This window comes from Demequina lignilytica (assembly GCF_030418305.1).
Classification (GTDB): Bacteria; Actinomycetota; Actinomycetes; order Actinomycetales; family Demequinaceae; genus Demequina; species Demequina lignilytica.
Genome location: NZ_JAUHPX010000002.1, coordinates 170,804 through 194,349, shown reverse-complemented (window position 1 = coordinate 194,349; position 23,546 = coordinate 170,804). Strand labels below are relative to the sequence as shown.

Annotated in this window: 24 protein-coding genes; 22 read left to right on the top strand and 2 right to left on the bottom strand. The window is 73.1% G+C overall.

The genetic code is table 11. The features are described 5' to 3' along the window. Window positions 1–37 precede the first annotated feature (37 nt). The 5 genes from QQX10_RS04230 (at window position 38) to QQX10_RS04210 (ending at window position 4,978) form a co-directional block, all read left to right on the top strand. Window positions 38–454 (top strand): YraN family protein, encoded by a 417-nt coding sequence (locus QQX10_RS04230; RefSeq protein ID WP_367281257.1) that lies wholly within the window; start codon window positions 38–40, stop codon window positions 452–454. Continuing rightward, on the top strand, window positions 451–1,962 hold the full coding sequence (locus tag QQX10_RS04225; RefSeq protein WP_301118436.1) for a YifB family Mg chelatase-like AAA ATPase: 1,512 nt from the start codon (window positions 451–453) through the stop codon (window positions 1,960–1,962). Before QQX10_RS04230 ends, QQX10_RS04225 begins: the two co-directional genes overlap by 4 nt. Further along, the gene (gene dprA, locus QQX10_RS04220; RefSeq protein ID WP_301118435.1) at window positions 1,959–3,113 is read left to right on the top strand and encodes a DNA-processing protein DprA; all 1,155 of its coding nucleotides are present in this window, start codon (window positions 1,959–1,961) and stop codon (window positions 3,111–3,113) included. Before QQX10_RS04225 ends, dprA begins: the two co-directional genes overlap by 4 nt. Before the next feature lie 105 nt (window positions 3,114–3,218). After that, on the top strand, window positions 3,219–4,145 hold the full coding sequence (locus tag QQX10_RS04215) for a tyrosine recombinase XerC (protein ID WP_367281256.1): 927 nt from the start codon (window positions 3,219–3,221) through the stop codon (window positions 4,143–4,145). Between the two features lie 14 nt (window positions 4,146–4,159). Then, window positions 4,160–4,978: a sigma-70 family RNA polymerase sigma factor gene (locus QQX10_RS04210; protein WP_301118434.1), complete on the top strand. Its 819-nt coding sequence runs from the start codon at window positions 4,160–4,162 to the stop codon at window positions 4,976–4,978. A 15-nt stretch (window positions 4,979–4,993) separates the two neighbouring features. Here QQX10_RS04210 and QQX10_RS04205 read toward each other — a convergent pair whose 3' ends face one another. After that, window positions 4,994–5,530, bottom strand: coding sequence for a murein hydrolase activator EnvC family protein (locus tag QQX10_RS04205; RefSeq protein WP_301118433.1), 537 nt, complete (start codon window positions 5,528–5,530; stop codon window positions 4,994–4,996). Window positions 5,531–5,868: 338 nt separating this feature from the next. On the opposite strand from QQX10_RS04205, the gene rpsB reads away from it, so the two are divergent. The 14 genes from rpsB to QQX10_RS04135 all read left to right on the top strand — a co-directional run bounded on the left by rpsB (window position 5,869) and on the right by QQX10_RS04135 (window position 20,626). Then, a complete protein-coding gene (rpsB, locus tag QQX10_RS04200) occupies window positions 5,869–6,750 on the top strand; it encodes a 30S ribosomal protein S2 (protein WP_301118432.1) in 882 nt (293 codons plus the stop codon). An 11-nt stretch (window positions 6,751–6,761) separates the two neighbouring features. Next, complete coding sequence (gene tsf / locus QQX10_RS04195) at window positions 6,762–7,601, top strand: translation elongation factor Ts (RefSeq protein WP_301118431.1); 840 nt, start codon at window positions 6,762–6,764, stop codon at window positions 7,599–7,601. A 54-nt stretch (window positions 7,602–7,655) separates the two neighbouring features. After that, the gene (pyrH, locus tag QQX10_RS04190) at window positions 7,656–8,402 is read left to right on the top strand and encodes a UMP kinase (protein WP_301118430.1); all 747 of its coding nucleotides are present in this window, start codon (window positions 7,656–7,658) and stop codon (window positions 8,400–8,402) included. 34 nt (window positions 8,403–8,436) lie between these two features. Continuing rightward, entirely contained in the window at window positions 8,437–8,985 is a 549-nt protein-coding gene (gene frr / locus QQX10_RS04185) for a ribosome recycling factor (protein ID WP_436968576.1), read from the top strand. A 31-nt stretch (window positions 8,986–9,016) separates the two neighbouring features. Next, on the top strand, window positions 9,017–10,153 hold the full coding sequence (locus QQX10_RS04180; RefSeq protein WP_301118428.1) for a phosphatidate cytidylyltransferase: 1,137 nt from the start codon (window positions 9,017–9,019) through the stop codon (window positions 10,151–10,153). Next, complete coding sequence (gene rlmN, locus QQX10_RS04175; RefSeq protein WP_301118427.1) at window positions 10,150–11,262, top strand: dual-specificity RNA methyltransferase RlmN; 1,113 nt, start codon at window positions 10,150–10,152, stop codon at window positions 11,260–11,262. Before QQX10_RS04180 ends, rlmN begins: the two co-directional genes overlap by 4 nt. Then, window positions 11,262–11,828: a DivIVA domain-containing protein gene (locus tag QQX10_RS04170; RefSeq protein WP_301118426.1), complete on the top strand. Its 567-nt coding sequence runs from the start codon at window positions 11,262–11,264 to the stop codon at window positions 11,826–11,828. Before rlmN ends, QQX10_RS04170 begins: the two co-directional genes overlap by 1 nt. Beyond that, window positions 11,825–12,997, top strand: coding sequence for a 1-deoxy-D-xylulose-5-phosphate reductoisomerase (dxr, locus tag QQX10_RS04165; protein ID WP_301118425.1), 1,173 nt, complete (start codon window positions 11,825–11,827; stop codon window positions 12,995–12,997). The genes QQX10_RS04170 and dxr overlap by 4 nt, the downstream gene beginning before the upstream one ends. Before the next feature lie 5 nt (window positions 12,998–13,002). Continuing rightward, window positions 13,003–14,313, top strand: coding sequence for a M50 family metallopeptidase (locus QQX10_RS04160; RefSeq protein WP_301118424.1), 1,311 nt, complete (start codon window positions 13,003–13,005; stop codon window positions 14,311–14,313). 57 nt (window positions 14,314–14,370) lie between these two features. Beyond that, window positions 14,371–15,501, top strand: a complete 1,131-nt coding sequence (gene ispG, locus QQX10_RS04155; protein ID WP_301118620.1) for a flavodoxin-dependent (E)-4-hydroxy-3-methylbut-2-enyl-diphosphate synthase — start codon at window positions 14,371–14,373, stop codon at window positions 15,499–15,501. A gap of 1 nt (window position 15,502) precedes the next feature. Next, window positions 15,503–16,423: a GNAT family N-acetyltransferase gene (locus QQX10_RS04150; protein ID WP_301118423.1), complete on the top strand. Its 921-nt coding sequence runs from the start codon at window positions 15,503–15,505 to the stop codon at window positions 16,421–16,423. A 176-nt stretch (window positions 16,424–16,599) separates the two neighbouring features. Beyond that, window positions 16,600–17,985, top strand: coding sequence for an S-layer homology domain-containing protein (locus QQX10_RS04145; protein ID WP_301118422.1), 1,386 nt, complete (start codon window positions 16,600–16,602; stop codon window positions 17,983–17,985). 70 nt (window positions 17,986–18,055) lie between these two features. Continuing rightward, window positions 18,056–18,772: a glycerophosphodiester phosphodiesterase gene (locus tag QQX10_RS04140; protein ID WP_301118421.1), complete on the top strand. Its 717-nt coding sequence runs from the start codon at window positions 18,056–18,058 to the stop codon at window positions 18,770–18,772. Between the two features lie 60 nt (window positions 18,773–18,832). Further along, window positions 18,833–20,626 (top strand): proline--tRNA ligase, encoded by a 1,794-nt coding sequence (locus QQX10_RS04135; RefSeq protein WP_301118619.1) that lies wholly within the window; start codon window positions 18,833–18,835, stop codon window positions 20,624–20,626. Between the two features lie 13 nt (window positions 20,627–20,639). Here QQX10_RS04135 and QQX10_RS04130 read toward each other — a convergent pair whose 3' ends face one another. Further along, window positions 20,640–21,578: a hypothetical protein gene (locus tag QQX10_RS04130; RefSeq protein WP_301118420.1), complete on the bottom strand. Its 939-nt coding sequence runs from the start codon at window positions 21,576–21,578 to the stop codon at window positions 20,640–20,642. A gap of 94 nt (window positions 21,579–21,672) precedes the next feature. Here QQX10_RS04130 and rimP point away from each other — a divergent pair, with 94 nt between their 5' ends. Genes rimP through QQX10_RS04115 form a run of 3 tightly spaced genes read left to right on the top strand, consistent with a single transcriptional unit; the run spans window position 21,673 to window position 23,486 of the window. Next, a complete protein-coding gene (gene rimP / locus QQX10_RS04125) occupies window positions 21,673–22,140 on the top strand; it encodes a ribosome maturation factor RimP (protein ID WP_301118419.1) in 468 nt (155 codons plus the stop codon). Next, window positions 22,140–23,147 (top strand): transcription termination factor NusA, encoded by a 1,008-nt coding sequence (nusA, locus tag QQX10_RS04120; protein ID WP_301118418.1) that lies wholly within the window; start codon window positions 22,140–22,142, stop codon window positions 23,145–23,147. The genes rimP and nusA overlap by 1 nt, the downstream gene beginning before the upstream one ends. An 18-nt stretch (window positions 23,148–23,165) precedes the next feature. Beyond that, the gene (locus QQX10_RS04115) at window positions 23,166–23,486 is read left to right on the top strand and encodes a YlxR family protein (RefSeq protein WP_367281255.1); all 321 of its coding nucleotides are present in this window, start codon (window positions 23,166–23,168) and stop codon (window positions 23,484–23,486) included. Window positions 23,487–23,546 lie beyond the last annotated feature (60 nt).

Genomic DNA, 23,546 nt, shown 5'->3' with positions numbered 1-23,546 from the left:
TGTCCCCCGGAGGCCCCGCCGCCGACGCTGTCCACCGGTGTGGGCGCTGCGAGTGCCGGTGAACGGTGGCTCCCGCATCGTGGTCGCGGGAGGTGCCATGGCGCTCAAGGATGCGGTGGGGCGGTTCGGGGAGCGGCTCGCGGAGCGGCGGCTCCGGGAGCACGGCTGGGAGGTGCTCGCGACCAACTGGCGGTGCGCGCTCGGCGAGCTCGACCTGGTGGCGGTCGACGGCCGCGACGCGGTGTTCGTCGAGGTGAAGACCCGGCGCTCCGAGGCCTACGGAGGCGCCGTCGCCGCGGTGACGCCGGCGAAGCTGCGCAGGCTCCGGCTCCTCGCGGGAGCGTGGCTCGCGTCCCAGGACCGTGCGTTCGACGGCGCCCGCATCGACGTGGTCGCGGTCACGCTCCCGCGGTCGGGCCCGCCGGTGGTCGAGCACCTGCGTGACGTCGGATGATCGGGCGGGCCCGCTCGGTCGTGCTCACCGGGCTGTCCGGTCACGTGATCGACGTGGAGGCGCACGCCGCCGCGGGACTGCCCGCCTTCACCATCGTCGGCCTCCCGGACGCCTCCCTCGCGGAGTCGAAGGAGCGGGTGCGAGCGGCCGTCGCGTCCTCGGGGATGGAGTGGCCGCGCGGCCGGGTCACCGTGAACCTCTCGCCGGCGTCGCTGCCCAAGTCGGGCTCGACCACGGACCTCGCCATCGCGACCGCGGTGCTCGCGGCGGGCGGTCGGATCGACGCGCGCCGGGCCGGGCGGCTGATGCTCCTCGGCGAGCTCGGCCTCGACGGACGGATCCGCCCCGTGCGCGGCGTCCTCCCCGCGGTCGCGGCCGCGGTCGAGGCGGGTGCGCGCGACGTGGTGGTGCCGGCGGGGAACCGGGACGAGGCGCTGCTGGTCCCCGGGGCGACGGTCCGTGCCGAGGCGACCCTCGCGGCCGTGCTGCGGGCGCTCGGCGGCGACGCGAGCCCCGCCGCGGTCGAGCCGGTGCTCGCGCGACGGCCGCCGAGCGCCACGCCGCCCGACCTCGACCTCGCCGACGTGCGGGGGCAGGCGGACGCGCGCATGGCGATCGAGGTCGCAGCCGCTGGGGGGCACCACCTGCTCATGGTCGGACCGCCGGGCGCCGGCAAGACGATGCTCGCCGAACGCCTGCCCGGCATCCTGCCGCCCCTCGACGACCCGGACGCGCTCGCGGCCACCGGCATCCACTCGCTCGCCGGGACGTTCGACGCCGCCGGGGGCCTCCTGCGCCGGCCCCCGCTCGAGGCGCCTCACCACACCGCGTCGACCGTCGCGATCGTCGGCGGCGGGTCCGGGATCGCGCGGCCGGGGGCGATCTCGCGCGCGCATGCGGGCGTCCTCTTCCTCGACGAGGCGCCCGAGTTCCCCGTGCGGGTGCTCGAGACGCTGCGCCAGCCGCTCGAGAGCGGTCAGATCGTGCTGCACCGCGCGCAGGGAGCGGTGCGCTACCCGGCGCGCTTCCAGCTCGTGCTCGCGGCGAACCCGTGCCCCTGCGGTCAGCTCGGCGCACCCGGGGCACGCTGCGAGTGCACGCCGCTCGCGCGACGCCGGTACTTCGGCCGCCTCTCCGGTCCGCTCCTGGACCGGGTCGACCTCCAGGTCGCGCTCCTCCCCGTCGGAGCCGCGGATACCGAGCGCGGCGAGGACTCGGCGACGGTGGCCTCCCGGGTCGCAACCGCGCGGGCGGCGGGCGCCGCGCGCCTGGCAGAGCTCGGCATCCGGGTGTCGGCGCGGGCGCCGGGCCCGTGGCTCAGGACCGTGACCTCACGCGCGGTCACCACCGACCTGTTCCGCGCGGTGGAGAGGGGCACCCTCACGGGACGGGGGTTCGACCGCGTGCTCCGGGTCGCCTGGACGCTGGCGGATCTGGACGGCGTCGAGTCGCCGCGGCGGGACCACGTGGCTCGGGCGCTCGTGCTGCGGCAGGGGGTGACGGCGTGAGCGACGGGACCGGCACCGAGGCCTCGGCGCTCGTGGCGTGGAGCGCGCTCGCGGAGCCGGACGACCCGCTCGCGCTCGGGATCGTCGCCGCCCTCGGTGCGACGGAGGCACTCGCCTGGGTGCGCAGCTGCGCCGGGTCCGGCGTGCTCCTGAGCCCTCCCGCGCTCGATCGGAAGCAGCGGGACGCGCTGGTGGGGGCGCTGCCCCGATGGGTCGCGCGGCTGCCCGAGGCGGATCCGCGTGCGCTACGAGAGCGGGCGGACCTGCTGGGGGCGCGCCTCGTCACGCGCGGTGGGCGCGGATGGCCGCCGGCGCTCGACCGGCTCGGCGCGGCTGCTCCGTTCGCACTCTGGATCCGCGGTGAGCTCGATCCGGCGGCGAGCTGGTCGCGCTCGATCGCGCTCGTGGGGGCGCGGGCCGCGACGGCGTACGGCGAGCACGTGGCGGGAGCGATCGCCGCCGAGGCGGCGGCGCGCGGCATCGCCGTCATCAGCGGGGGAGCGTACGGGATCGACGCGGCCGCGCATCGCGCGACGCTCGCCTGCGTCGGTGCGCCGATCGCCGTCCTGGCGGGAGGGGTCGACCGACTCTACCCAGCGGGCAACACACGCATGCTCGAGCAGGTCGTGGCGTGCGGCGCCGTGGTCTCGGAGCAGCCGCCGGGCCGCGCCCCCATGCGGCACCGCTTCCTGAGCCGCAACCGGCTGATCGCCGCGGCGTCGGCCACGATCGTGGTGGAGGCCGCTGCCCGGTCGGGCGCGCTCAACACGGCCCGCCACGCGTCGGAGCTCGCGCGTCCGGTCGGGGCCGTGCCCGGTCCGGTGACCTCGGGGGCGTCCGCCGGATGCCACGCCCTGATCCGGGCCGGCGCGGCCGTGCTGGTGACCGGTCCCGGCGAGGCGCTCGAACTCGCCGCTCCCCTCGGGGAGGTCGACGAGCCGGCCGCAGTCGGGAGCGACGGCCGCACCGACTTCGGCAGCGCGCAGGAGCGCGCGGCCCACGCCGGGATCGGTGCGCGCGGTTCGACCACCGACGCGATCGCGCGCGCCGCGGGCCTGACCGGGGGCCAGGCGCAGGCCGCGCTCGGCGGCCTGAGCCTGCGAGGGCTCGTGGAGCTCCGCGACGGGCGGTGGCACCGCCTTTCGCCCTGATAAATCGGACATTCCCATGCAAACCATGTGTGTCAGGTGTGAATCATGTGACAAATGTGACTGAAGGTATTGATTTGACAGGTGTGACGGTGCCATGGTGTGGCCATGTCGACCATGGACATCGCCACCGCGAGCGACCTTCTGCGCTCGTACGAGGGGTTTCTGCGCCACCAGCGCGGACTCTCGGGCAACACGGTGCGCGCGTACCTGGGCGATCTGAGCCACCTCACCCGCCACCTCGACGCCGACGGCGATCCGGACGTGGCGCTGACGGCCGCGACGCTCGCTGATCTGCGCGCCTGGCTCGCCTCGATGCACGCGGAGGGGCTGTCCCGGACCACGCTGGCGCGGCGGGGGGCCGCCGCGCGCACGTTCTTCGGGTGGGCCGAGGAGACCGGACGCATCGTCCCCAACCCCGCGCTGCGGCTCGCCTCGGCGCGGCCGGCCTCGACGCTGCCGACCGTGCTGTCGAACGCCGACGTCCTGGCGCTCCTCGAGCTCGCGGGCACCCGCGCCGATGACGGCGACCCGCTCCACCTGCGCGACTGGGCCGCCGTCGAGCTGCTCTACGCGACCGGCATGCGCGTGGGCGAGCTCGCGGGGGTCGAGATCGGTGACGTCGACCTGGCCCAGCGCCTGGTGAGGGTGATGGGCAAGGGCGGCAAGGAGCGGATGGTGCCGTTCGGCCAGCCCGCGGCCCGCGCGATCGAGCAGTGGCTGGAGCGCGGGCGACCGCTGCTCGTCTCCGAGTCGACCGACGCGGCGCTGCTGCTCGGCCGGCGTGGACAGCGCGTCAACCAGCGCCAGGTCCGCGAGGCAGTCCACGAGCTCTGCCGTCTCGCCGGGGTCGAGGAGGTCGCGCCCCACGCGCTGCGGCACACCGCCGCGACCCACCTGCTCTCGGGGGGATCCGACCTGAGGTCGGTCCAGGAGGTCCTCGGGCACGCCAGCCTGTCCACCACCCAGCGCTACACCCACGTCACCGCGGAGCGGCTGCGCGCCGCCTACCAACTCGCCCACCCGCGCGCCTAGAGGGAGACGCCACCATGTCCGAGCTGAACACGCTCCTGTCCGAGGTCGAGCCCGACCGTCCCGTCGCCCTGAGGACCGTCGACACCGCGCCGTGGTGGGAGGCGATGGCGGGCGAGGGCGACCGCCGCGCCGCCGCCCGGGACGCGCTCATCACCCACTACGCCCCGCTCGTCACCCAGGTCGCGACCCGCGTGATCGCGAAGCTGCCCGACACGGTCGAGCTCGGCGACCTGGTCTCGTACGGCATGTTCGGCCTGATCGACGCCGTGGAGAAGTTCGAGGCCGAGCGCGGGTTCAAGTTCGAGACCTACGCGGCCACGCGCATCCGCGGGGCGATCATCGACGAGCTGCGGGCGGCGGACTGGGTGCCGAGGTCGGTGCGGTCGAAGGCGCGCACCCTCGAGCACGCGACGCGCACGCTCGAGCAGCAGCTGCTGCGCCCCGTGACGGACGAGGACGTGGCCGAGCACCTCGGCTGGGCCACGGCGGAGGTGCGCACCGTTCGCGCGCAGGTCGCACTGTCCCATGTCGCGGCGCTCGACGGCATGCCCGTGGAGCCCGACACGCGGCCGATCCCGACGCTCGGCGCGGGGATGCTCGGGGCGACGCACCATGCCCTCGAGGCGCGGGAGCGCTCCTCGCTCCTGGCGGTCGCCGTGCAGGGCGTGCGCGACCGCGAGCAGGAGGTGCTGCGCCTCTACTACTACGAGAACCTCACGCTGGCGCAGATCGGCGAGATCCTCGGCGTGACGGAGTCGCGCGTGTCGCAGATCCATTCGGCCGCGGTGAAGAAGCTGCGCGAGACCCTGGTGCGGACCGGCGCCTTCGACTGATCGGGGCCGCATCGCCTACCGGTCCGGCAGCAGGATGATCGGGCCGTAGCCGCGCAGCACGTCGAGCGGGTCGACGTAGGCGTCGCCCGCGCGCACGCCCCAGTGCAGGCAGGTCGTCGGGGCGCAATGCCCCGGCTCCGACCCGACCACGCCCACCGGTTCGCCCGCCTGCACGGCCGTGCCCGCCGCGACGTGCGCGTCGACGGGCTCGAGGGACGATCGCAGCGACCCGTGGTCGACGGTCACCACGCCGCGGTCCACCACCCGTCCCGCGAACGTCACGACGCCGGCGCCGGGGGAGAGCACCGGGGCGCCCACGACCGCGATCAGGTCGAGCCCGCGGTGCCCCGGCAGCCACGGCCGCGCGGGAGGGTCGAACAGGCCCGCGGCGCGCAGCGGCTGGACCGGTGCGTCGAGCACCGGAGCGGCCTCCTCGACCGGCCCCGGCGCGACCGCCCGTCCCGCCGGCGCGGTGGCGCCGACGGCGGTGACGGCGAGCGCGAGCGCGACCAGCGCGGCGGCCGCTCCGCGACGGCGGGGACGGATCCTCATGGGACGATGCTGCGGTCGCCCCGGTGGCGCCGGGGCGCCGCCGCCGCGGCCCGGGGACGAGCCGTCCGCCTTCGCGGGCGGGGGACATCGGTCGGCGGTCGCGCGTGGCCGCCACCCTCAGGTACCATTGATCCCGCATCCGGCATGCCCGGATGACATCGCGCGCCATTCGCGCCCCCGTGAGGGGACGCGCCGGAAGGGCGAGGTCCGAGCAATCGGTGCCCGACCGCGTTGGCGCCAGGGATGCGAGCCTCCCGGCCCGCATCGTCAACCGAACATGGGCGCCCCGTGCGCCCCCACACCAGGCACGCGCGTGCGCGTGCGGACAAGGATGAGCCATGGCCGTCGTGACCATGCGCCAGCTGCTCGACTCGGGTGTCCACTTCGGACACCAGACCAGCCGCTGGAACCCCAAGATGAAGCGCTTCATCTTCACCGAGCGCAACGGCATCTACATCATCGACCTTCAGCAGTCGCTGTCCAAGATCGACGCCGCCTACGAGTTCGTGCGCGACACCGTCGCCCACGGCGGCACCGTGCTGTTCGTCGGCACCAAGCGCCAGGCGCAGGAGCAGATCGCCGAGCAGGCCAAGCGCGTGGGCATGCCCTACGTGAACGAGCGCTGGCTCGGCGGCATGCTGACCAACTTCCAGACGGTCAGCAAGCGCGTGCAGCGCCTCAAGGAGCTCGAGGAGATCGACTTCGACGACGTCGCCGGCTCGGGCCGCACCAAGAAGGAGCTCCTGGGCCTCCGTCGCGAGATGGAGAAGCTCGACAAGACCCTCGGCGGCATCCGCGACATGGCCAAGGTCCCCTCGGTCGTGTGGATCGTCGACACCAACAAGGAGCACCTCGCGGTCGACGAGGCGAAGAAGCTCGGCGTCCCGGTCGTCGGCATCCTCGACTCGAACTGCGACCCGGACCAGGTCGCCTACGGCATCCCCGGCAACGACGACGCCATCCGCTCGGTGGGCCTGCTCACCCGCGTGATCGCCGACGCCGTCGCGGAGGGCATCCGCCTGCGTCACTCGGGCTCGGCCGCCACCGGCGCCGAGGCCGAGGCGGGCGAGGAGCCCCTCGCCGAGTGGGAGCAGGAGCTCCTGGACGGCGCGAAGGCCGAGGAGAAGGCCGCCGAGGCGCCCGCCGCCGAGGCTGCCGAGGCCCCCGCCGAGACCACCGCTGACGCCGAGACCCCCGTGGTCGCGGCCGACGAGAAGTAAGGACCCCTCACATGGCCAACTACACCGTTGCCGACATCCAGGCGCTCCGCGAGCGCACCGGCGCCGGCATGCTCGACGTCAAGAAGGCGCTCGACGAGGCGGACGGCGACCAGGAGAAGGCCGTCGAGATCCTGCGCATCAAGGGCCTGAAGGGCGTCGCGAAGCGCGAGGGCCGCGCGGCCTCCGAGGGCCTCGTCATCACCAAGATCGAGGGTGACGAGGGCGCTCAGGTCGGCACCCTGCTCGAGCTCAACTCGGAGACCGACTTCGTCGCGAAGAACGACAAGTTCATCACGCTCGCGAACGCCGTGCTCGACGCGGCGGCCGCGGCCGGCGCCGACTCGGCCGAGGCCGCGCTGGCCGCCGACATCGACGGCAAGACCGTCCAGGCGTTCATCGACGAGGCCGCCGGCACGCTCGGCGAGAAGGTCGTGCTGCGCCGCGTGGCGCGCGTCGAGGCCCCGGTCGTGACCGAGTACCTCCACCGCACCAACAAGGACCTGCCCGCCCAGGTGGGCGTCCTCGTGGGCTCGGACGCCAAGGCCGCCTCGGTGGCCAAGGACGTCGCGATGCACACCGCGGCGTACTCGCCCGCGTACCTCACCCGTGAGGACGCTCCGGCGGACGTCGTGGAGAACGAGCGTCGCGTCGCCGAGGAGGTGTCGCGTGCGGAGGGCAAGCCCGAGGCCGCGCTGCCGAAGATCGTCGAGGGCCGCCTCAACGGCTGGTTCAAGGAGAACGTGCTCGTCGAGCAGGCGTTCGCCAAGGACCCCAAGACCACGGTCGGCAAGGTCGTGGACGCCACGGGTGGCGCGCTCGTTTCCTTCGCGCGCTTCCGTGTGGGAGCCTAGGACCCAGCTTCACCCATAGATGACCAAGGCGCGGCGCGCCGTCAGGAGGATTCCGTGACCGAGACCAGCGATCTGATCCCGGGCACGGAGCCCCAGGCGGCGCGCCGCGTGCTTCTCAAGCTCTCCGGCGAGATGTTCGGCGGGGGCCAGCTCGGCCTCGACCCGGACGTCGTGAGCCGCGTGGCGCGCGAGATCGCGGACGCCGTCCACCAGGGCGTGCAGGTCGCGGTCGTGGTCGGCGGCGGCAACTTCTTCCGCGGCGCCGAGCTGTCCGAGCGGGGCATGGAGCGCTCGCGCGCCGACTACATGGGCATGCTGGGCACCGTCATGAACGCCCTCGCCCTCCAGGACTTCCTCGAGCAGGCGGGCGTCACCACCCGCGTCCAGACCGCCATCACCATGGGCCAGGTCGCGGAGTCCTACCTGCCGCTGCGCGCCATCCGTCACATGGAGAAGGGCCGCGTGGTGATCTTCGGCGCGGGCGCCGGCATGCCCTACTTCTCGACCGACACCGTCTCCCTCCAGCGCGCCCTCGAGACCCGCTGCTCCGAGGTGCTGATGGGCAAGAACGGAGTCGACGCGGTCTACACCGCCGACCCGCGCAAGGACCCCGACGCGGAGCGCCTGGAGCACGTCACCTACGCCGAGGCGCTGCAGAAGCGTCTCGCCGTCATGGACGCCGCGGCGTTCTCCCTCGCGATGGACAACCGGATGCCCATGCAGGTGTTCGGCCTCGACACGCCTGGAAATGTGACTCGCGCCCTGCTGGGTGAGAGGATTGGAACCCGGGTGACGGCGTGAGCCCGTCCCTCTTAAGGAGACTTGCGTGACTGAGATGATCCTCCTCGAGGCCGAGGAGAACATGGACAACGCGGTGGAGGTCGCGAAGAGCAACTTCGCGTCCATCCGCACCGGGCAGGCGTCCTCGGCGATGTTCGCGAACATCGCCGTCGACTACTACGGCGCCCCCACCCCGCTGCAGCAGCTCGCCTCCATCCAGGTGGTCGAGGCGCGCTCCGTGGTGATCTCGCCCTACGACGTGAGCGCCAAGAAGGAGATCGAGACCGCGCTGCGGAACTCGGACCTCGGGGTGAACCCCACGGACGACGGCAAGGTGCTGCGCGTCAACCTCCCGCAGCTCACGGAGGAGCGCCGCCGCGACTACGTCAAGCTCGCGAAGTCCAAGGCGGAGGAGTCCCGCGTGACGCTCCGCAACATGCGCCGCAAGGCCAAGGATCTGATCGACGCCTCCGTCAAGGACGGCGAGGTGGGTGAGGACGAGGGCGCGCGCGCCGAGAAGGAGCTCGACGCCCTCACCAAGAAGCACGTCGACGCGATCGACGCGCTCCTCGCGCACAAGGAGAGCGAGCTGCTCGAGGTCTGATGACGGTCACGACCTCACGTCAGGGCGTCCGATGAGGTGGGGACGCCGCCGCCAGGCGGATCCCCCCACCCCGGAGGACGCCCCTGTCGTCTCCGACGGCAGCCCCTTCGCGCCGGTGACCCAGGTGACCCCGGCGGGGCACGCGGAGGTCGAGCTCGAGCCGCTGCCGCCCGCCGACGCGGCCGTCGAGCACGCCCCCGAGACCGCTCCGGTCGCGCACGCCGCCGAGCAGGTGTCCGCGCGCGTGGCCGCGGCCGTCGCGGCCGAGGCGCCGCACCGGGCGGGCGAGGACGATGCGGTCGACCCCGTGGACCTCGACGTCCCGTCCACGGAGGCCTTGCCGGTGCCGGCGCCCCCGCGCGCGGGCCGCAACCTGTGGCTCGCGACCGCGACGGGGGTCGTGCTCGGCGTCGGCGCGATCGCCGCCGCGATCTACCACCCCCTGGTGTTCACCGCCGTGGTGTACGCCTTCGCGGTGGCCGCCGTGCTCGAGTGGCGGCACGCGCTCGGCCGGCTCGGTCTCCACGTGTCCGTGGTGCCGGTGCTGCTGGCGACGCTCGGGATGGGCGTCGCGACCGTGTTCGGGCGCGGCGAGGGCCTCGTGGTCGCGCTGCTGGTCGCCTGCGCCGGCGTGATCGCCTGGCGGATCGTCGACGACCGTGTGGAGAACACGCTCGCGGACTCCCTGGTCGGCATCTTCACCCTCGCGTGGATCCCGTTCCTCGCGTCCTTCCTGGTGCTGCTCGAGCTCGCCGACGACGGCTGGCGCCGTGTGCTCGTCGTGATCGTCGCGGTGGTCCTCAACGACACCTTCGCGCTGTTCACCGGGATGCTGTTCGGCCGCCGCAAGCTCGCGCCGCGCGTCAGCCCCAAGAAGACCTGGGAGGGCGCGATCGGCGGTGCCGCCTTCGGCATCATCGGCTCCGCCGTCCTGAGCTTCTACCTGTTCGACGGGCGCTGGTGGCTCGGCGCGGCCGTCGGTGCGGCCTGCGTGGTCGCCGCCGTGCTCGGCGACCTGGCCGAGTCCGCCCTCAAGCGCGACATCGCCGTGAAGGACATGTCGAGCGCGATCCCCGGCCATGGGGGCATCCTGGACAGGCTCGACTCGCTCCTGCCCGCCGCCGCCGTCGCGTACATCGTCTTCGCCCTGCTGATCGGAACCCGATGACCCAGCATCCTCTGCTCCCCATGCTCGCCCCGCGTCGCGGCAAGCCGCCGCGCCACTTCGCCGACCTCGACGCCGCCGAGCGTGTCGAGGCGCTCGCCCAGCTCGGGCAGCCCAAGTTCCGCGCCAAGCAGCTCGCGACGCACTACTACGACCACCTCACGGTCGAGGCGGACGACATGACGGACCTGCCCGCGGCCGCGCGCGAGGACCTGGCCGCCGAGCTGTTCCCGCCGCTCCTGACCAAGGTCACCTCCCTCGCCGCCGACGGCGGAGAGACGGTCAAGACGCTGTGGAACCTCATCGACAACGCCAAGGTCGAGTCGGTGCTGATGAAGTACCCCGACCGCGCGACCCTGTGCGTCACGAGCCAGGCCGGCTGCGGCATGGCCTGCCCGTTCTGCGCGACCGGCCAGATGGGCCTCACGCGGAACCTGTCCGCCGGCGAGATCGTCGAGCAGGTGCGCCTCGCCGCCAAGCAGGCCCGCGACGGCGAGCTGGGCGGCGACCCCGTGCGCCTGTCGAACGTGGTGTTCATGGGCATGGGCGAGCCGCTCGCCAACTACGCCGCCGTCATCACCGCGGTGCGCGCGCTCACGAGCCCGCCGCCGGAGGGCTTCGGCCTGTCCGCGCGCCACGTCACGGTGTCGACGGTGGGCCTGGTGACGGGCATCGACCGCCTCGCGGCCGAGGGTATCCCCGTCACCCTCGCGCTCAGCCTCCACGCCCCGGACGACGAGCTCCGCGACGAGCTGGTGCCGATCAACGCGCGCTGGAAGGTCGACGAGGCGCTCGACGCCGCACGCCGCTACTTCGACGCCACCGGACGCCGCGTGAGCATCGAGTACGCGCTCATCCGCGACATCAACGACCACGCCCACCGCGCCGAGCTCCTCGCGCAGAAGCTCACCGCCCGCGGCGACGGCTGGGTCCACGTCAACCCCATCCCGCTCAACCCGACGCCCGGCTCGAAGTGGACCGCGTCGGACCCGAAGGTCGAGCAGGAGTTCGTCCGCATCCTCCGAATGCACGGGATTCCGACCACCATCAGGGATACTCGGGGAAGCGACATCGATGGCGCCTGCGGGCAGCTGGCGATCAAGGAGAGATGATGACGACGAGCCTGTTCCCCAAGGTCGGAGCGCTGAAGCTGGGCTATCACCCGCATCAGGTCGAGGAGTTCTTCGACAAGGCGCGCGCCGCGTACGAGCAGTCCGGCACCCCGGAGACCGCGCTCGGCCCCCTCGAGGTGCGGCGGACGGCGTTCGACCTCAAGCACGGCGGCTACCAGACCGCCGCGGTCGACTCCGCGCTCGACCGGCTCGAGCTCGCGTTCGTGGGCCGGCAGCGCGACGCGTTCGTCCGCCAGCACGGCAAGGACGCGTGGATGCAGGAGCTCGCGAGCCGGGCCCAGACCCTCTACCCGCGGCTGCGTCGGCCCGCGGGCGAGCGGTTCGCCCACCCCTCGGGGATGGGACGCGGCTACCGTGCGAGCGACGTCGACGAGCTGCTCGCGCGCGTCACTTCGTTCTTCGACCGCGGCGCGCCGCTGACCGCCGACGAGGTCCGGTCCGCGACGTTCAAGTCCGGCCGCGGCTCGCGCGCCTACGACGAGCCGACCGTGGACGCGTTCCTCGCCCGCATGGTCGACATCCTGCTCGGCGTCGACGAGGGATGACCCGCACCGTCGCCCTGCTCGGCTCGACCGGTTCGATCGGGACGCAGGCGCTCGACGTCGTCGACCGCCACCCCGACGCCTTCGACGTCATCGCGCTCGCGGCCGGGGGAGCGGACCCCGACGCGGTGATCGCGCAGGCGATCGCGCATCGTCCCCGCTACGTCGCCGTCGCCCGCGAGTCGGCCGCGGACGCCGTCCGCGCGGGCCTGGACGATGCGGGAGTCGCCGGGGTGGACGTCCGCGGCGGTGCCGCGGCCGTGGTCGAGGCCGCGCGGCTCGGCGCCGACGTGGTGCTCAACGGCATGACCGGCTCGGTCGGCCTGCGCCCGACCCTCGCCGCGCTCGAGTCGGGCTCGACGCTCGCGCTGGCGAACAAGGAGTCGCTGATCGCCGGGGGTGCGCTCGTCGAAGCAGCGAAGCGGCGGCCCGACCAGATCGTGCCCGTCGACTCGGAGCACTCGGCGCTCGCGCAGTGCCTGCGCGCGGGATCGCACGGCGAGGTGAGGCGCCTGGTGGTGACGGCCTCGGGCGGCGCCTTCCGGGGTCGCAGCCGGGCCTCGCTCGCGGACGTCACGCCCGCCGACGCCCTCGCGCACCCCAACTGGGACATGGGGCCCGTGGTCACCATCAACTCGGCGTCGATGGTGAACAAGGCGCTCGAGGTCGCGGAGGCGCACCTGCTGTTCGGGATCCCGCTCGACCGCATCGACGTGGTGGTGCATCCCCAGTCGATCGTGCACTCGATGGTCGAGTTCGTCGACGGCGCGACCATCGCGCAGGCGTCGCCGCCCGACATGCGGCTGCCCATCGCGCTCGGTCTCAGCTGGCCCGACCGCCTGCCCGACGTGGCGCCGCGCCTCGACTGGACCCGGGCGCAGTCGTGGACGTTCGAGCCGCTCGACGAGGTCGCGTTCCCGGCGGTGCGTCTCATGCGCGACGCGCTCGCCGCATCGTCCCTCCACCCGGCCGTGCTGAACGCGGCGAACGAGGAGTGCGTGCAGGCCTTCGTCGAGGGAATGCTGCCGTTCCTCGGGATCGTTGACACCGTCAGAAGCGTTGTGGAGGCGTACGACGCCCCGGCGACCGTCGATCTCGACGCCGTCGACGAGGCCGAGAGATGGGCGCGGGAACGCGCCCGTGGCGCGATCGCGGCGCAGGGAGCAAGGTAGGAGACATGGCTGAGGTGCTGGGCTGGGCGGTCCTGATCGTGGGGCTGCTCGTCTCGATCGCGTTGCACGAGCTGGGTCACATGATCCCGGCGAAGAGGTTCGGCGTGCGCGTGAGCGAGTACTTCGTGGGCTTCGGGCCCACCCTGTGGTCGCGCCGCGGCAAGGAGACGGAGTACGGCGTCAAGGCGATCCCCCTCGGCGGCTACGTCAGGCTGGTGGGGATGATCCCGCCGGAGACCGCGGTGAAGCCGGTGCGCGGCACCGGGCGCATCGCCCGGATCATCGCCGACACGCGTGAGGCCGCGGTCGAGGAGATCCGCGAGGGCGAGGACCACCGCGCCTTCTACCACCTGACCTGGTGGCGCAAGGCGATCGTGATGTTCGGCGGCCCGTTCGTGAACCTGCTGCTCGCCGTGCTGATCTTCACCGGCGTCATGGCGGTCATGGGCACCCCGACCACGCCGACCCTCACCGTCTCCCAGGTGACGGCGTGCGTCCCCGCCGTGGGCGCATCCGACTGCACCGCGGCCGACCCGGCGTCGCCCGCCTCGCAGTCCGGCCTGCAGGCCGGCGACACCATCACGGCCGTCGACGGCGTCGAGATGACCGAGTGGGAGGACCTCACCGCGTACGTCGGCGCCCGCCCGGGGGAGGACCTCGAGCTGACGGTGCTGCGCGACGGCGAGGCCGTGACGCTCGACCTCACCCCCGCGGAGCGGGAGCGCGCCGTGACCGACGACGACGGCGCCGTCGTCACGGATGCGTCCGGCGCCGTGGTCACCGAGACGGTCGGCTACATGGGCATCTACCCGGAGATCGCGATGGAGCGCAGCGCGACCGCCGGCCTCGCGTACACGGGCGAGGTGCTCGCCACCACCGCGGACGTGGTGATCCACCTCCCGCAGCGCGTGTGGGACGTCGCCCGCGCCGCCGTCGGCCTCGAGGAGCGCACCACCGACTCCGTCATGGGGATCGTCGGCGTGGGCCGGGTCGCCGGCGAGATCTCCTCCCTCGAGGCGCCCGGCTACACGATCGGCGAGCGCGTGGCGGACATGCTCATGCTGCTCGGCGGCCTCAACCTCGCGCTCTTCGCCTTCAACATGATCCCGTTGGTGCCGCTCGACGGCGGCCACATCGCCTCGGCGCTGTGGCAGGCCGTCAAGAACGCCTACGCCAAGGTGCGCGGCCTGCCGCGCCCCGCGCCCGTGGACGTGGCGCGCATGATGCCCCTCGCGTACGGGGTCTTCGCGCTGCTGCTCGTCATGGGCGTCGTCCTCATCTACGCGGACATCGTCGCGCCCGTCAGCGTGGTGTGATCCGTCCGCCCTCGACCGTTGGGAGATACTGACACCGTGACCGCCATCGGACTCGGAATGCCCGCCATGCCCGCCCCCGTCCTCGCGCCCCGGCGCAGGACGCGCAAGATCAAGGTCGGCGACGTGTACGTCGGCGGCGACGCGCCCATCAGCGTGCAGTCGATGTGCACCACCAAGACGCACGACGTGAACGCGACGCTGCAGCAGATCGCCGAGCTGACCGCGTCGGGCTGCGACATCGTCCGCGTCGCCTGCCCGACGCAGGACGATGCCGACGCGCTCGCGCCGATCGCGCGCAAGTCGAACATCCCGGTGATCGCGGACATCCACTTCCAGCCCAAGTACGTGTTCGCCGCGATCGAGGCCGGCTGCGCCGCGGTGCGCGTCAACCCGGGCAACATCAAGAGGTTCGACGACCAGGTCAAGGAGATCGCGCAGGCGGCGAAGGACCACGGCACGTCGATCCGCATCGGCGTCAACGCGGGCTCCCTCGACAAGCGCCTGCTCGACAAGTACGGCAAGCCCACGGCGGAGGCGCTCGTCGAGTCCGCGGTGTGGGAGGCGAGCCTGTTCGAGGAGCACGACTTCCACGACTTCAAGATCTCCGTCAAGCACAACGACCCGGTGGTCATGGTCCGCGCCTACGAGATGCTGAGCGAGCGAGGCGACTGGCCGCTGCACCTCGGCGTGACGGAGGCCGGTCCCGCGTTCCAGGGCACCATCAAGTCCGCGACCGCGTTCGGCGCGCTCCTCGCGCAGGGCATCGGCGACACCATCCGCGTGTCGCTGTCCGCCCCGCCCGTCGAGGAGGTCAAGGTCGGGATCCAGATCCTCCAGGCGCTCAACCTGCGGCCTCGCAAGCTCGAGATCGTCTCCTGCCCGTCCTGCGGGCGTGCGCAGGTGGACGTCTACGAGCTCGCGGAGAAGGTCACCGCCGGGCTCGAGGGCATGGAGGTGCCGCTGCGCGTCGCCGTCATGGGCTGCGTGGTGAACGGCCCGGGCGAGGCACGCGAGGCGGACCTCGGCGTGGCCTCCGGCAACGGCAAGGGCCAGATCTTCGTGAAGGGCGAGGTCATCAAGACCGTGCCGGAGTCCCAGATCGTGGAGACGCTCATCGAGGAGGCGATGAAGATCGCCGAGACGATGGAGCCCGTCGAGGGCGCGTCGCCGCTGGTGGTGCCGAGCTGACATGACCGACTCGCTGCTCAGGCGCGCGCAGCACTCGCTGGCGCCCCTGCAGCGACGGGAGCTCGCGCAGGCGCTCGAGATCGCCGGGGCCGACCCGGTGGCGAACGTGGTGCCGCTGATGCACCTCGAGATGGCGCGCGACTCGGGCGTGACGCCCACCTCCATGTGGGCGGTGCGTCGACGCGCGGGACTCAGGGCGGAGCTGGTCGCGCTCGTGTGGAACGGCGCGAACCTGTGCCCGGTCCTCCCCGCGGACGCGTCGGAGGAGTCGGAGGCGATGCGCGCCGAGGTGGCCGCCGCCGCGGTGGGCCGGCTCACCCGCCCCGCAGCGATCGTCGGTCCTTCCGAGACCGTGCTCGACCTGTGGGGCCGGGTCGAGCCGTGGTGGGGACCGGAGCGGGAGCTCCGCCCGCGCCAGCTCTCGATGGCGATCTCCGGCGCCCCGGTGAGGGTCGCGGGGGTGGACGATGCGGGACTCGCCCTGGACGCCGTGCGCCGCGCCACGCTCGACGACTACGACCTGCTGCTGCCCGCGTGCGTCCACATGTTCATCGGCGAGGTCGGCTACGACCCGCTCGCCCACGGCAGGGCCGCCTACGAGGAGCGGCTGCGCTTCCTGGTCCGCTCGGGACGCTCGTTCCTGCAGCTCGGCACGATCGACGGCAGGCGCGAGGTGGTCTTCAAGGCGGAGGTCGGCGCCGTCGCCGGGGGAGTCGCGCAGCTGCAGGGCGTCTGGGTGCACCCCCGGCTGCGCGGGCGCGGGCTCGCCCGCGCGGGCCTCGGCGGCGTGATCGACGCGGTGCGGCGATCGATCGCCCCGACGGTGTCGCTCTACGTCAACGACTTCAACCCCGCGGCGATCCGGGCGTACGAGGCGGTGGGCCTCGCGCGGGTCGGCACCTTCGCCACCGTGATGTTCTAGGCGTTTCGGACATCCGACAACCGTCGGATATGGGCTTCATCACACTGACGTGGTTATTTCGCTGTTCGCCAACCATTCGTCATCCGCGGGCCATAGATTCCACTCACCAACCGCGCGCAGCGACGCACCGGCCCACCCGGGTCTGCGCCGCGCGCGCATGATCTGAGGGGATCACCATGAAGCACACGCATTCCCGCGCCCTCGCGGGAATCCTCGCCACCACCCTGGGCGCCGCCGGCCTCGTCGCCGCCGGCGCACCGGCGCTGGCGACCTCCGCCGCCCCGACGGCCCTGTACGGCTTCGAGGACGCCGCCAGCATCGCCGCCTCCGACGACTCGACCGACGGTGTCATCGGCGTCACCCGCGCGATGAGCGGCATCTCCGGCCTCGACGCCGCCTCGGGCTGCTTCTACGCGATCGCGGCCCAGAACCTGGACGACGGCGACTACGCGTACCAGTTCACCCGCTTCGGGGGCTACGGCGACACCTTCCCTGCCGGCGGCTGGACCGCGTCGGCGGACTTCTACCTGGACGTGGACGTCGCCACCGGCGGCTCGCTCGACCAGTTCGACTGGTCGGTGGCCGCCAACGGCTCGGACGGCGCTCACCAGCGGGACTACATCTTCCACGCGCAGTCGGCGGGAGCCGGCTCCTGGACCATCGGCGCGAGCAACAACTCGGGCTTCGTCGGCGTGGGCGCGAGCCCGCTGACCGGCGACACCCTGACGGTCACCGAGTCCGGCTGGTACACGTTCGCGCACGACTTCCGCGACGAGGCCGGTGTGCTCGCGGTGGACATGACCGTGCTGGACGCCGACGGCGTCGAGCTCGCCTCGTGGACCCGCACCTCGCCCGCCGACACCATCCCGGACGCGGTGGGCGCGAACCGCTACGGCTGGATCACCGTCAACGGCTTCGAGCAGCTGCCGATCGACAACGTCCTCATGAACGCGGAGCGCCCCTCCGAGGGCTGCCAGCCCTTCGTCGACGTCACCGGCGTCGAGGGCGCGGCCGGCTACAGCGAGCACGAGCTGGCCATCCGCTGGATGGCGCTGTCCGGCCTGTCGAAGGGGTGGACCACGCCGGGCGGCCAGGAGTTCCGTCCCCTGGCCCAGACCACGCGTGACGCGTTCGCCGCGTTCCTCTGGCGCCAGTCCGGCTCGCCGGAGCCGACCCTGACGGCCTCGCCGTTCGCGGATGTGTCGGGCGACCCCTCCTCGCCGCTCTACAACGAGCACTGGAAGGCCATCTTCTGGATGAGCGAGACGGGCCTCGCCGACGGATGGGCGGACGGCACCTACCGTCCCCTGAGCCCGGTGAAGCGTGACGCGATCGCCGCGTTCCTGTACCGCCTGGCCGGCTCGCCCGCGCTGGCGACCTCGTCGTCGCCGTTCTCGGACGTCGCGCTCTCGGACACCTCGATCGAGCACCGTGTCGCGATCGTGTGGATGCACGAGGCGGGCCTCTCGACCGGCTGGTCCGACGGCACCTACCGGCCGTTCACCGCGACCAAGCGTGACGCGCTCGCCGCGTTCCTGTTCCGCAGGTCGATGACCATCTGAGACGCATCGCACCGTTCCGAAGGCGCCGTCCCCCAGGGGTCGGCGCCTTCGGCGCGCCTAGGCTCGAGGCATGACGCAGGTCTGGGCGCACCGCGGGGCGCGGCTCGAGGCGCCCGAGAACACGCTCGCGGCGTTCGCGGCCGCCATCGACGCCGGCGCGGACGGGATCGAGCTCGACGTGCGTCGCACCGCGGACGGCGTGCTCGTGATCCACCACGACCCCCGCGTCGCGTTGGCCGACGGCTCGGTCCGCGCGCTGCGCGACGTGACGGCCGCCGACCTCGCGGCGGTCCGCCTCGGCGACGGCGAGCGCATCCCGACGCTCGCCGAGGCCTACGCGATGCTCGCGCCCACGGCCCTCACCCTCAACGTCGAGCTCAAGCGTCGAGCCCTGCCGGACCGCGGGCTCGAGGAGCAGGCGCTCGCGGCGATGCATGCCTCGGGGATGGCCGATCGGGTCGTGCACTCCAGCTTCGACCACGGCGCGCTGCGGCGGATCCGCCGCCTGGACGCCGGCGCCCGGATCGCGCCCCTCTACCAGTGGCCTCGTGCGCATCCGTGGCAGCTCGCGACGCGCCTCGGCGCCGAGGCGGTCCACGCGTACGCGCCGAGGCTCGCGAGCCCCGGGATCCTCGCCGGCCTGGCCGCCTCGGGGATCGGCGTCCGCGCCTGGACGGTGAACGACCCCCACGAGCAGCGTGAGCTGATCGCGGCCGGGATCGACGCCCTCATCACGGATGACCCGCGCGGTGCCGTCGCGCTGCGGGACTCGCTCGCGGGCTCCTGACCGCCCCGGGCCCGCGCATCGTCCCGCCCGACGCCCGATACCCTTGTCCCCATGCTTCGCATGTCCACGCTCTTCCTCCGCACGCTGCGCGAGGACCCCGCCGACGCCGAGGTCGCGTCGCACAAGCTGCTGGTCCGCGCCGGCTACATCCGCCGTGCCGCGCCGGGCATCTACACCTGGCTCCCGCTGGGCCTCAAGGTGCTGGCCAAGGTCGAGGCGATCGTCCGCGAGGAGATGGATGCCGCGGGCGGCCAGGAGGTCCACTTCCCGGCGCTGCTGCCGCGCGAGCCCTACGAGGCGACGCAGCGCTGGACCGAGTACGGGCCCAACCTGTTCCGGCTGCAGGACCGCAAGGGCGGCGACTACCTGCTCGCGCCCACGCACGAGGAGATGTTCACGCTGCTGGTGAAGGACCTGTACTCGTCGTACAAGGACCTGCCGCTGACGATCTACCAGATCCAGACCAAGTACCGCGACGAGGCGCGTCCTCGCGCCGGGCTCCTGCGCGGACGCGAGTTCATCATGAAGGACTCGTACTCCTTCGACGTCACCGACGAGGGCCTAGACGCGTCCTACGCGGCCCAGCGCGCGACGTACATCCGCATCTTCGACCGCCTGGGCCTCGAGTACGTGATCGTGCAGGCGCAGTCGGGCGCGATGGGCGGCTCCCGGTCGGAGGAGTTCCTCTCGCCCACCGAGGTGGGGGAGGACACGTTCGTGCGCTCGCCCGGCGGCTACGCCGCGAACGTGGAGGCCGTCACCACGCCCGTGCCCGCCTCGCAGGCCTGGGACGACGCGCCCGCCGCGCACGTGGAGGACACCCCCGACACCCCCACGATCGAGACCCTGGTGGCCGCCGCGAACGCGGACCACCCGCGCGACGACCGCGCGTGGACGGCCGCGGACACCCTCAAGAACGTGGTCGTCGCGGCGACGAACCCGGCCGGCGAGCGGGGGCTGCTCGTCGTCGGCGTCCCCGGCGACCGCGACGTCGACATGACCCGCCTCGAGGCGGCGCTCGCGCCCGCGACGGTGGAGGCCGCGAACGAGGACGACCTGAAGACGCACCCCGAGCTGGTGAAGGGCTACATCGGCCCGGGCGTGCTCGGCCCGCAGGCGCGCCCCGAGGGCGTCGCGTTCCTCTCCGAGGAGGACGCGACCATCCCGTACATGCTCGACCCGAGGATCGTCCCCGGCACCCGCTGGATCACGGGCGCGAACGAGCACGGCAGGCACGTGTTCGACCTGGTCATGGGGCGCGACTTCGTGGGCGACGGCACCATCGAGGCCGCCGACGTCCGCGACGGCGACGAGGCCCCGGACGGCTCCGGCCCGCTCGAGCTCGCGCGGGGTGTCGAGATCGGTCACATCTTCCAGCTCGGCCGGAAGTACGCCGAGGCGCTCGACCTGCGCGTGCTCGACGTCAACGGCAAGCAGCAGGTGGTCACCATGGGCTCCTACGGCATCGGCGTCACCCGCGCCGTCGCCCTGCTCGCGGAGAACAACCACGACGAGCTCGGCCTCACGTGGCCGGTCCAGGTCGCGCCGTACCACGTGCACGTGGTCGCGACGGGCAAGGACGAGTCGGTGTTCGAGGCGGCCGCGGCGCTCGCGACCGAGCTCGAGGCGGCCGGCGTCGAGGTCTGCTACGACGACCGCCCGAAGGTCTCGCCCGGGGTGAAGTTCAAGGACGCAGAGCTGATCGGCGCGCCGTTCATCCTGGTGGTCGGCCGCGGGCTGGCGGAGGGCACGGTGGAGCTCAAGGTCCGCGCGGAGGGGACCAGCGAGGCCCTGCCGGTGGACGATGCGGCGGCCGTGGTGGTCGCCCGGGTCCGCGCCGCGCTGGCCGGCTGACGGCCCGGCGGGCTCAGGACACGGCGGCGACGCCGGCCAGGGCCGGCACGTCCGCCACGTCGAAGCCGGGCAGCGCGAAGGCCGCGGCGTAGGCGTCGTAGGCGGCGTTGCACAGCCAGCCGTCCTCCGGGCCGCCCACGCTCGCCCAGAGCGCGGCGTACCGCTCGCCGAGCGCCGTCTCGGTGGCGCGTGCCGTCGCGATGCGCGCGTCCGTGTCCGCGACGGCCTCCGGCGGCACGTCGTACAGGTCGTCCCGACGGTCCTCCACGCCGGGCACGGCGAGCAGCGCCTCCGCCCTCGCCCGGTGCAGCGCCGACCGCTCGAGCCACGCCGTCCGCTCGTCGTCCGCGGCGCGCGCCGCCGCCACCTCGTAGGCGAACGCGGCGCGGTCGTGCACGAGGGCCAGCCCGGCGAGCTCGTCGGAGTCGACGCTCGGGTCTCCCACCGGGGTCAGCGCGTCGCCCAGCGAGGCGACGCCCGCCAGCCGTTCGGTCATCTCGGGCCAGCCGTCGGGCGTCACGACGAAGTCGGCGGCGAGCGCGAGCGAGTGCCCCAGCGCGGTGGCGCGCAGCAGCACCGCCAGCTCCTCGTCGGGCGTGGCCGCAGCCGCGGCGAGCGCGCCGTCGCGCGCATCGAGGACCGCGTCGCTCAGCTCGACCGGCGTGGGGGAGGGCGTCGCGCCGGGCGTGGCGACGTAGACCGGCCCGAGCACCTCGAGCCGCACGGGCGCCGTGACGGACTCGACCGCGGCGAGCGTGGACGACCCGTCGGACGCGGCGTCGACGACCGCCTGCTCCCGCACCGCGGCATCGTCCCTGACCACCACCTCGGGCAGCGGCGTGCGCCGCTCGAGCGGCGGCGTCTCGGCGCGGAGCGAGCATCCGGAGAGCGCGGCCGCGGCCAGGGCCGCGACGGCGCCCCAGCGGACGGTTCGCTCGGCCCAGACGGTCACGTGGCACATCATGACACGCCCCCGCGAGGGCCCTAGAATGGTCTCCGACCGAATTTCAGCAACGGAGCGCGCGCCGCGCGCGGGAGGCGATGCCATGGACATCTCGAGCCGCATCACCGAGCTCGCGACCCCGGCGGCGGCGTCCGCCGGGCTCGTGGTCGAGGACGTCACGGTGGAGGCGGCGGGCAAGCGCTCGCGCGTGATCGTGACGCTCGACCTGCCCGAGACCGAGGTCGGCAGCGCCGACCTCGACCGGATCGCCGACGCGTCGCGCGCGATCGGCGCCGCGCTCGACGAGGCGAACGTGCCGGAGAACCCCTACGTGCTCGAGGTGTCGACGCCCGGGACCAGCCGGCCGCTCACCGAGCGCCGCCACTTCATGCGCGCACGGACGCGCCTGGTGACGCTGACCGTCGAGGACGGTGCGCTCACGGGCCGCCTGACCGACGTGGACGGCGACGACCTGGTGCTGGCGGTCGACGGCGAGGAGCGGCGCGTGCCGCTGTCGCAGGTGCGCACCGGCCGCATCGAGGTGGAGATGAAGAGGATCTCGGAGGACTGATGGACATCGACATGCAGGCGCTGCGCGGGCTCGAGCGCGAGCGCGACATCAGGCTCGACGTCCTGGTCGACGCGATCGAGCAGGCGCTCCTCTCCGCGTACCACAAGTCGCCCGGCGCCTACCGGAACGCCCGCGCGCACCTTGATCGCGCGACGGGCAAGGTGAGCATCTTCGCCCGCGAGGACGTGGAGCCCGGCGAGGATCCGATGACCGCGCCCGAGTTCGACGACACCCCCGCGGACTTCGGACGCATCGCGACGTCGACCGCGCGTCAGGTGATCTTCCAGCGCCTGCGCCAGGCGGGCGACGATGCGGTGCTCGGCGAGTACGCCGGCAAGACCGGGCAGATCGTGTCGGGCATCATCCAGCAGTCGTCGGACCCCAAGAACGTCCACGTCCAGCTCGGCGAGGTGGAGGCCATCCTGCCGCCGCACGAGCAGGTGCCTACCGAGGTCTACGTGCACGGCGAGCGGCTCAAGGGCTTCGTGCTCGACGTGGCCCGGGGCGCCAAAGGCCCGTCCATCACCCTGTCGCGCACCCACCCGGGCCTGGTCCGCAAGCTCTTCGAGCTCGAGGTGCCGGAGATCGCCGACGGCACGGTCGAGATCATGAGCCTCGCGCGCGAGGCCGGGCACCGCACCAAGCTGGCCGTGCGCGCGACCGTGCCCGGCGTCAACGCGAAGGGCGCGTGCATCGGCCCCATGGGCGCGCGCGTGCGCGCCGTGATGAGCGAGCTGCGCGGCGAGAAGATCGACATCATCGACTGGGACGACGACCCCGCGACCTTCGTGGGCAACGCGCTGTCCCCGTCGCGGGTGGTGTCGGTGACCGTGGTCGACGAGGAGGCGCGCGCGGCGCGCGTCGTCGTGCCCGACTTCCACCTCTCGCTCGCGATCGGCAAGGAGGGCCAGAACGCCCGCCTCGCCGCCCGCCTGACGGGGTGGCGGATCGACATCCGTTCGGACGAGGCGCCGGAGGTCCCCGGGCGCGGCGGTTCCGGGCGCTGACGGGAAGCCGCTAGACTGGTGACACCGAGAGACCCGTCTCGTGTGGCCGACGAGGCCGCCAGCGCTCCTCAGGAGCCGCAGCGGACGTGCGTGGGATGCAGGGGTCGGGGCTCTCGGTCGGTCCTTGTGCGAGTGGCGATCGAGGACGGCCGTGCGGTCGTCGACCATCGTCGGAGCATGCCGGGCCGGGGCGCCTGGCTGCACCCCGATCCGGAGTGCCTCGCGCAGGCTCTGAGGCGACGGGCCCTGCCGCGCGCGCTGCGCGCGTCGGATCTCGACGTCACCGGCCTCACGGTCGACGAGCCCGGACCGCGTCCACCCACGAGTCAGACGGGATGAAAGCCCATGGCCATCCGATGAGTACCTCGAAATGAGTACCCACCCGTAACGACGGCTCGA

What these genes read in the sequence shown, in the direction of transcription:
- QQX10_RS04140 (WP_301118421.1), top strand. Translation starts at nt 18,056, where the DNA reads ATGACGCAGGTCTGGGCGCACCGCGGGGCGCGGCTCGAGGCGCCCGAG.
- QQX10_RS04210 (WP_301118434.1), top strand. Translation starts at nt 4,160, where the DNA reads ATGTCCGAGCTGAACACGCTCCTGTCCGAGGTCGAGCCCGACCGTCCC.
- QQX10_RS04135 (WP_301118619.1), top strand. Translation starts at nt 18,833, where the DNA reads ATGTCCACGCTCTTCCTCCGCACGCTGCGCGAGGACCCCGCCGACGCC.
- dxr (WP_301118425.1), top strand. Translation starts at nt 11,825, where the DNA reads ATGACCCGCACCGTCGCCCTGCTCGGCTCGACCGGTTCGATCGGGACG.
- tsf (WP_301118431.1), top strand. Translation starts at nt 6,762, where the DNA reads ATGGCCAACTACACCGTTGCCGACATCCAGGCGCTCCGCGAGCGCACC.
- QQX10_RS04160 (WP_301118424.1), top strand. Translation starts at nt 13,003, where the DNA reads ATGGCTGAGGTGCTGGGCTGGGCGGTCCTGATCGTGGGGCTGCTCGTC.
- rpsB (WP_301118432.1), top strand. Translation starts at nt 5,869, where the DNA reads ATGGCCGTCGTGACCATGCGCCAGCTGCTCGACTCGGGTGTCCACTTC.
- QQX10_RS04170 (WP_301118426.1), top strand. Translation starts at nt 11,262, where the DNA reads ATGACGACGAGCCTGTTCCCCAAGGTCGGAGCGCTGAAGCTGGGCTAT.
- QQX10_RS04205 (WP_301118433.1), bottom strand. Translation starts at nt 5,530, where the DNA reads ATGAGGATCCGTCCCCGCCGTCGCGGAGCGGCCGCCGCGCTGGTCGCG.
- QQX10_RS04180 (WP_301118428.1), top strand. Translation starts at nt 9,017, where the DNA reads ATGAGGTGGGGACGCCGCCGCCAGGCGGATCCCCCCACCCCGGAGGAC.
- frr (WP_436968576.1), top strand. Translation starts at nt 8,437, where the DNA reads ATGATCCTCCTCGAGGCCGAGGAGAACATGGACAACGCGGTGGAGGTC.
- rimP (WP_301118419.1), top strand. Translation starts at nt 21,673, where the DNA reads ATGGACATCTCGAGCCGCATCACCGAGCTCGCGACCCCGGCGGCGGCG.
- QQX10_RS04150 (WP_301118423.1), top strand. Translation starts at nt 15,503, where the DNA reads ATGACCGACTCGCTGCTCAGGCGCGCGCAGCACTCGCTGGCGCCCCTG.
- QQX10_RS04215 (WP_367281256.1), top strand. Translation starts at nt 3,219, where the DNA reads ATGTCGACCATGGACATCGCCACCGCGAGCGACCTTCTGCGCTCGTAC.
- QQX10_RS04145 (WP_301118422.1), top strand. Translation starts at nt 16,600, where the DNA reads ATGAAGCACACGCATTCCCGCGCCCTCGCGGGAATCCTCGCCACCACC.
- ispG (WP_301118620.1), top strand. Translation starts at nt 14,371, where the DNA reads ATGCCCGCCATGCCCGCCCCCGTCCTCGCGCCCCGGCGCAGGACGCGC.
- rlmN (WP_301118427.1), top strand. Translation starts at nt 10,150, where the DNA reads ATGACCCAGCATCCTCTGCTCCCCATGCTCGCCCCGCGTCGCGGCAAG.
- nusA (WP_301118418.1), top strand. Translation starts at nt 22,140, where the DNA reads ATGGACATCGACATGCAGGCGCTGCGCGGGCTCGAGCGCGAGCGCGAC.
- QQX10_RS04225 (WP_301118436.1), top strand. Translation starts at nt 451, where the DNA reads ATGATCGGGCGGGCCCGCTCGGTCGTGCTCACCGGGCTGTCCGGTCAC.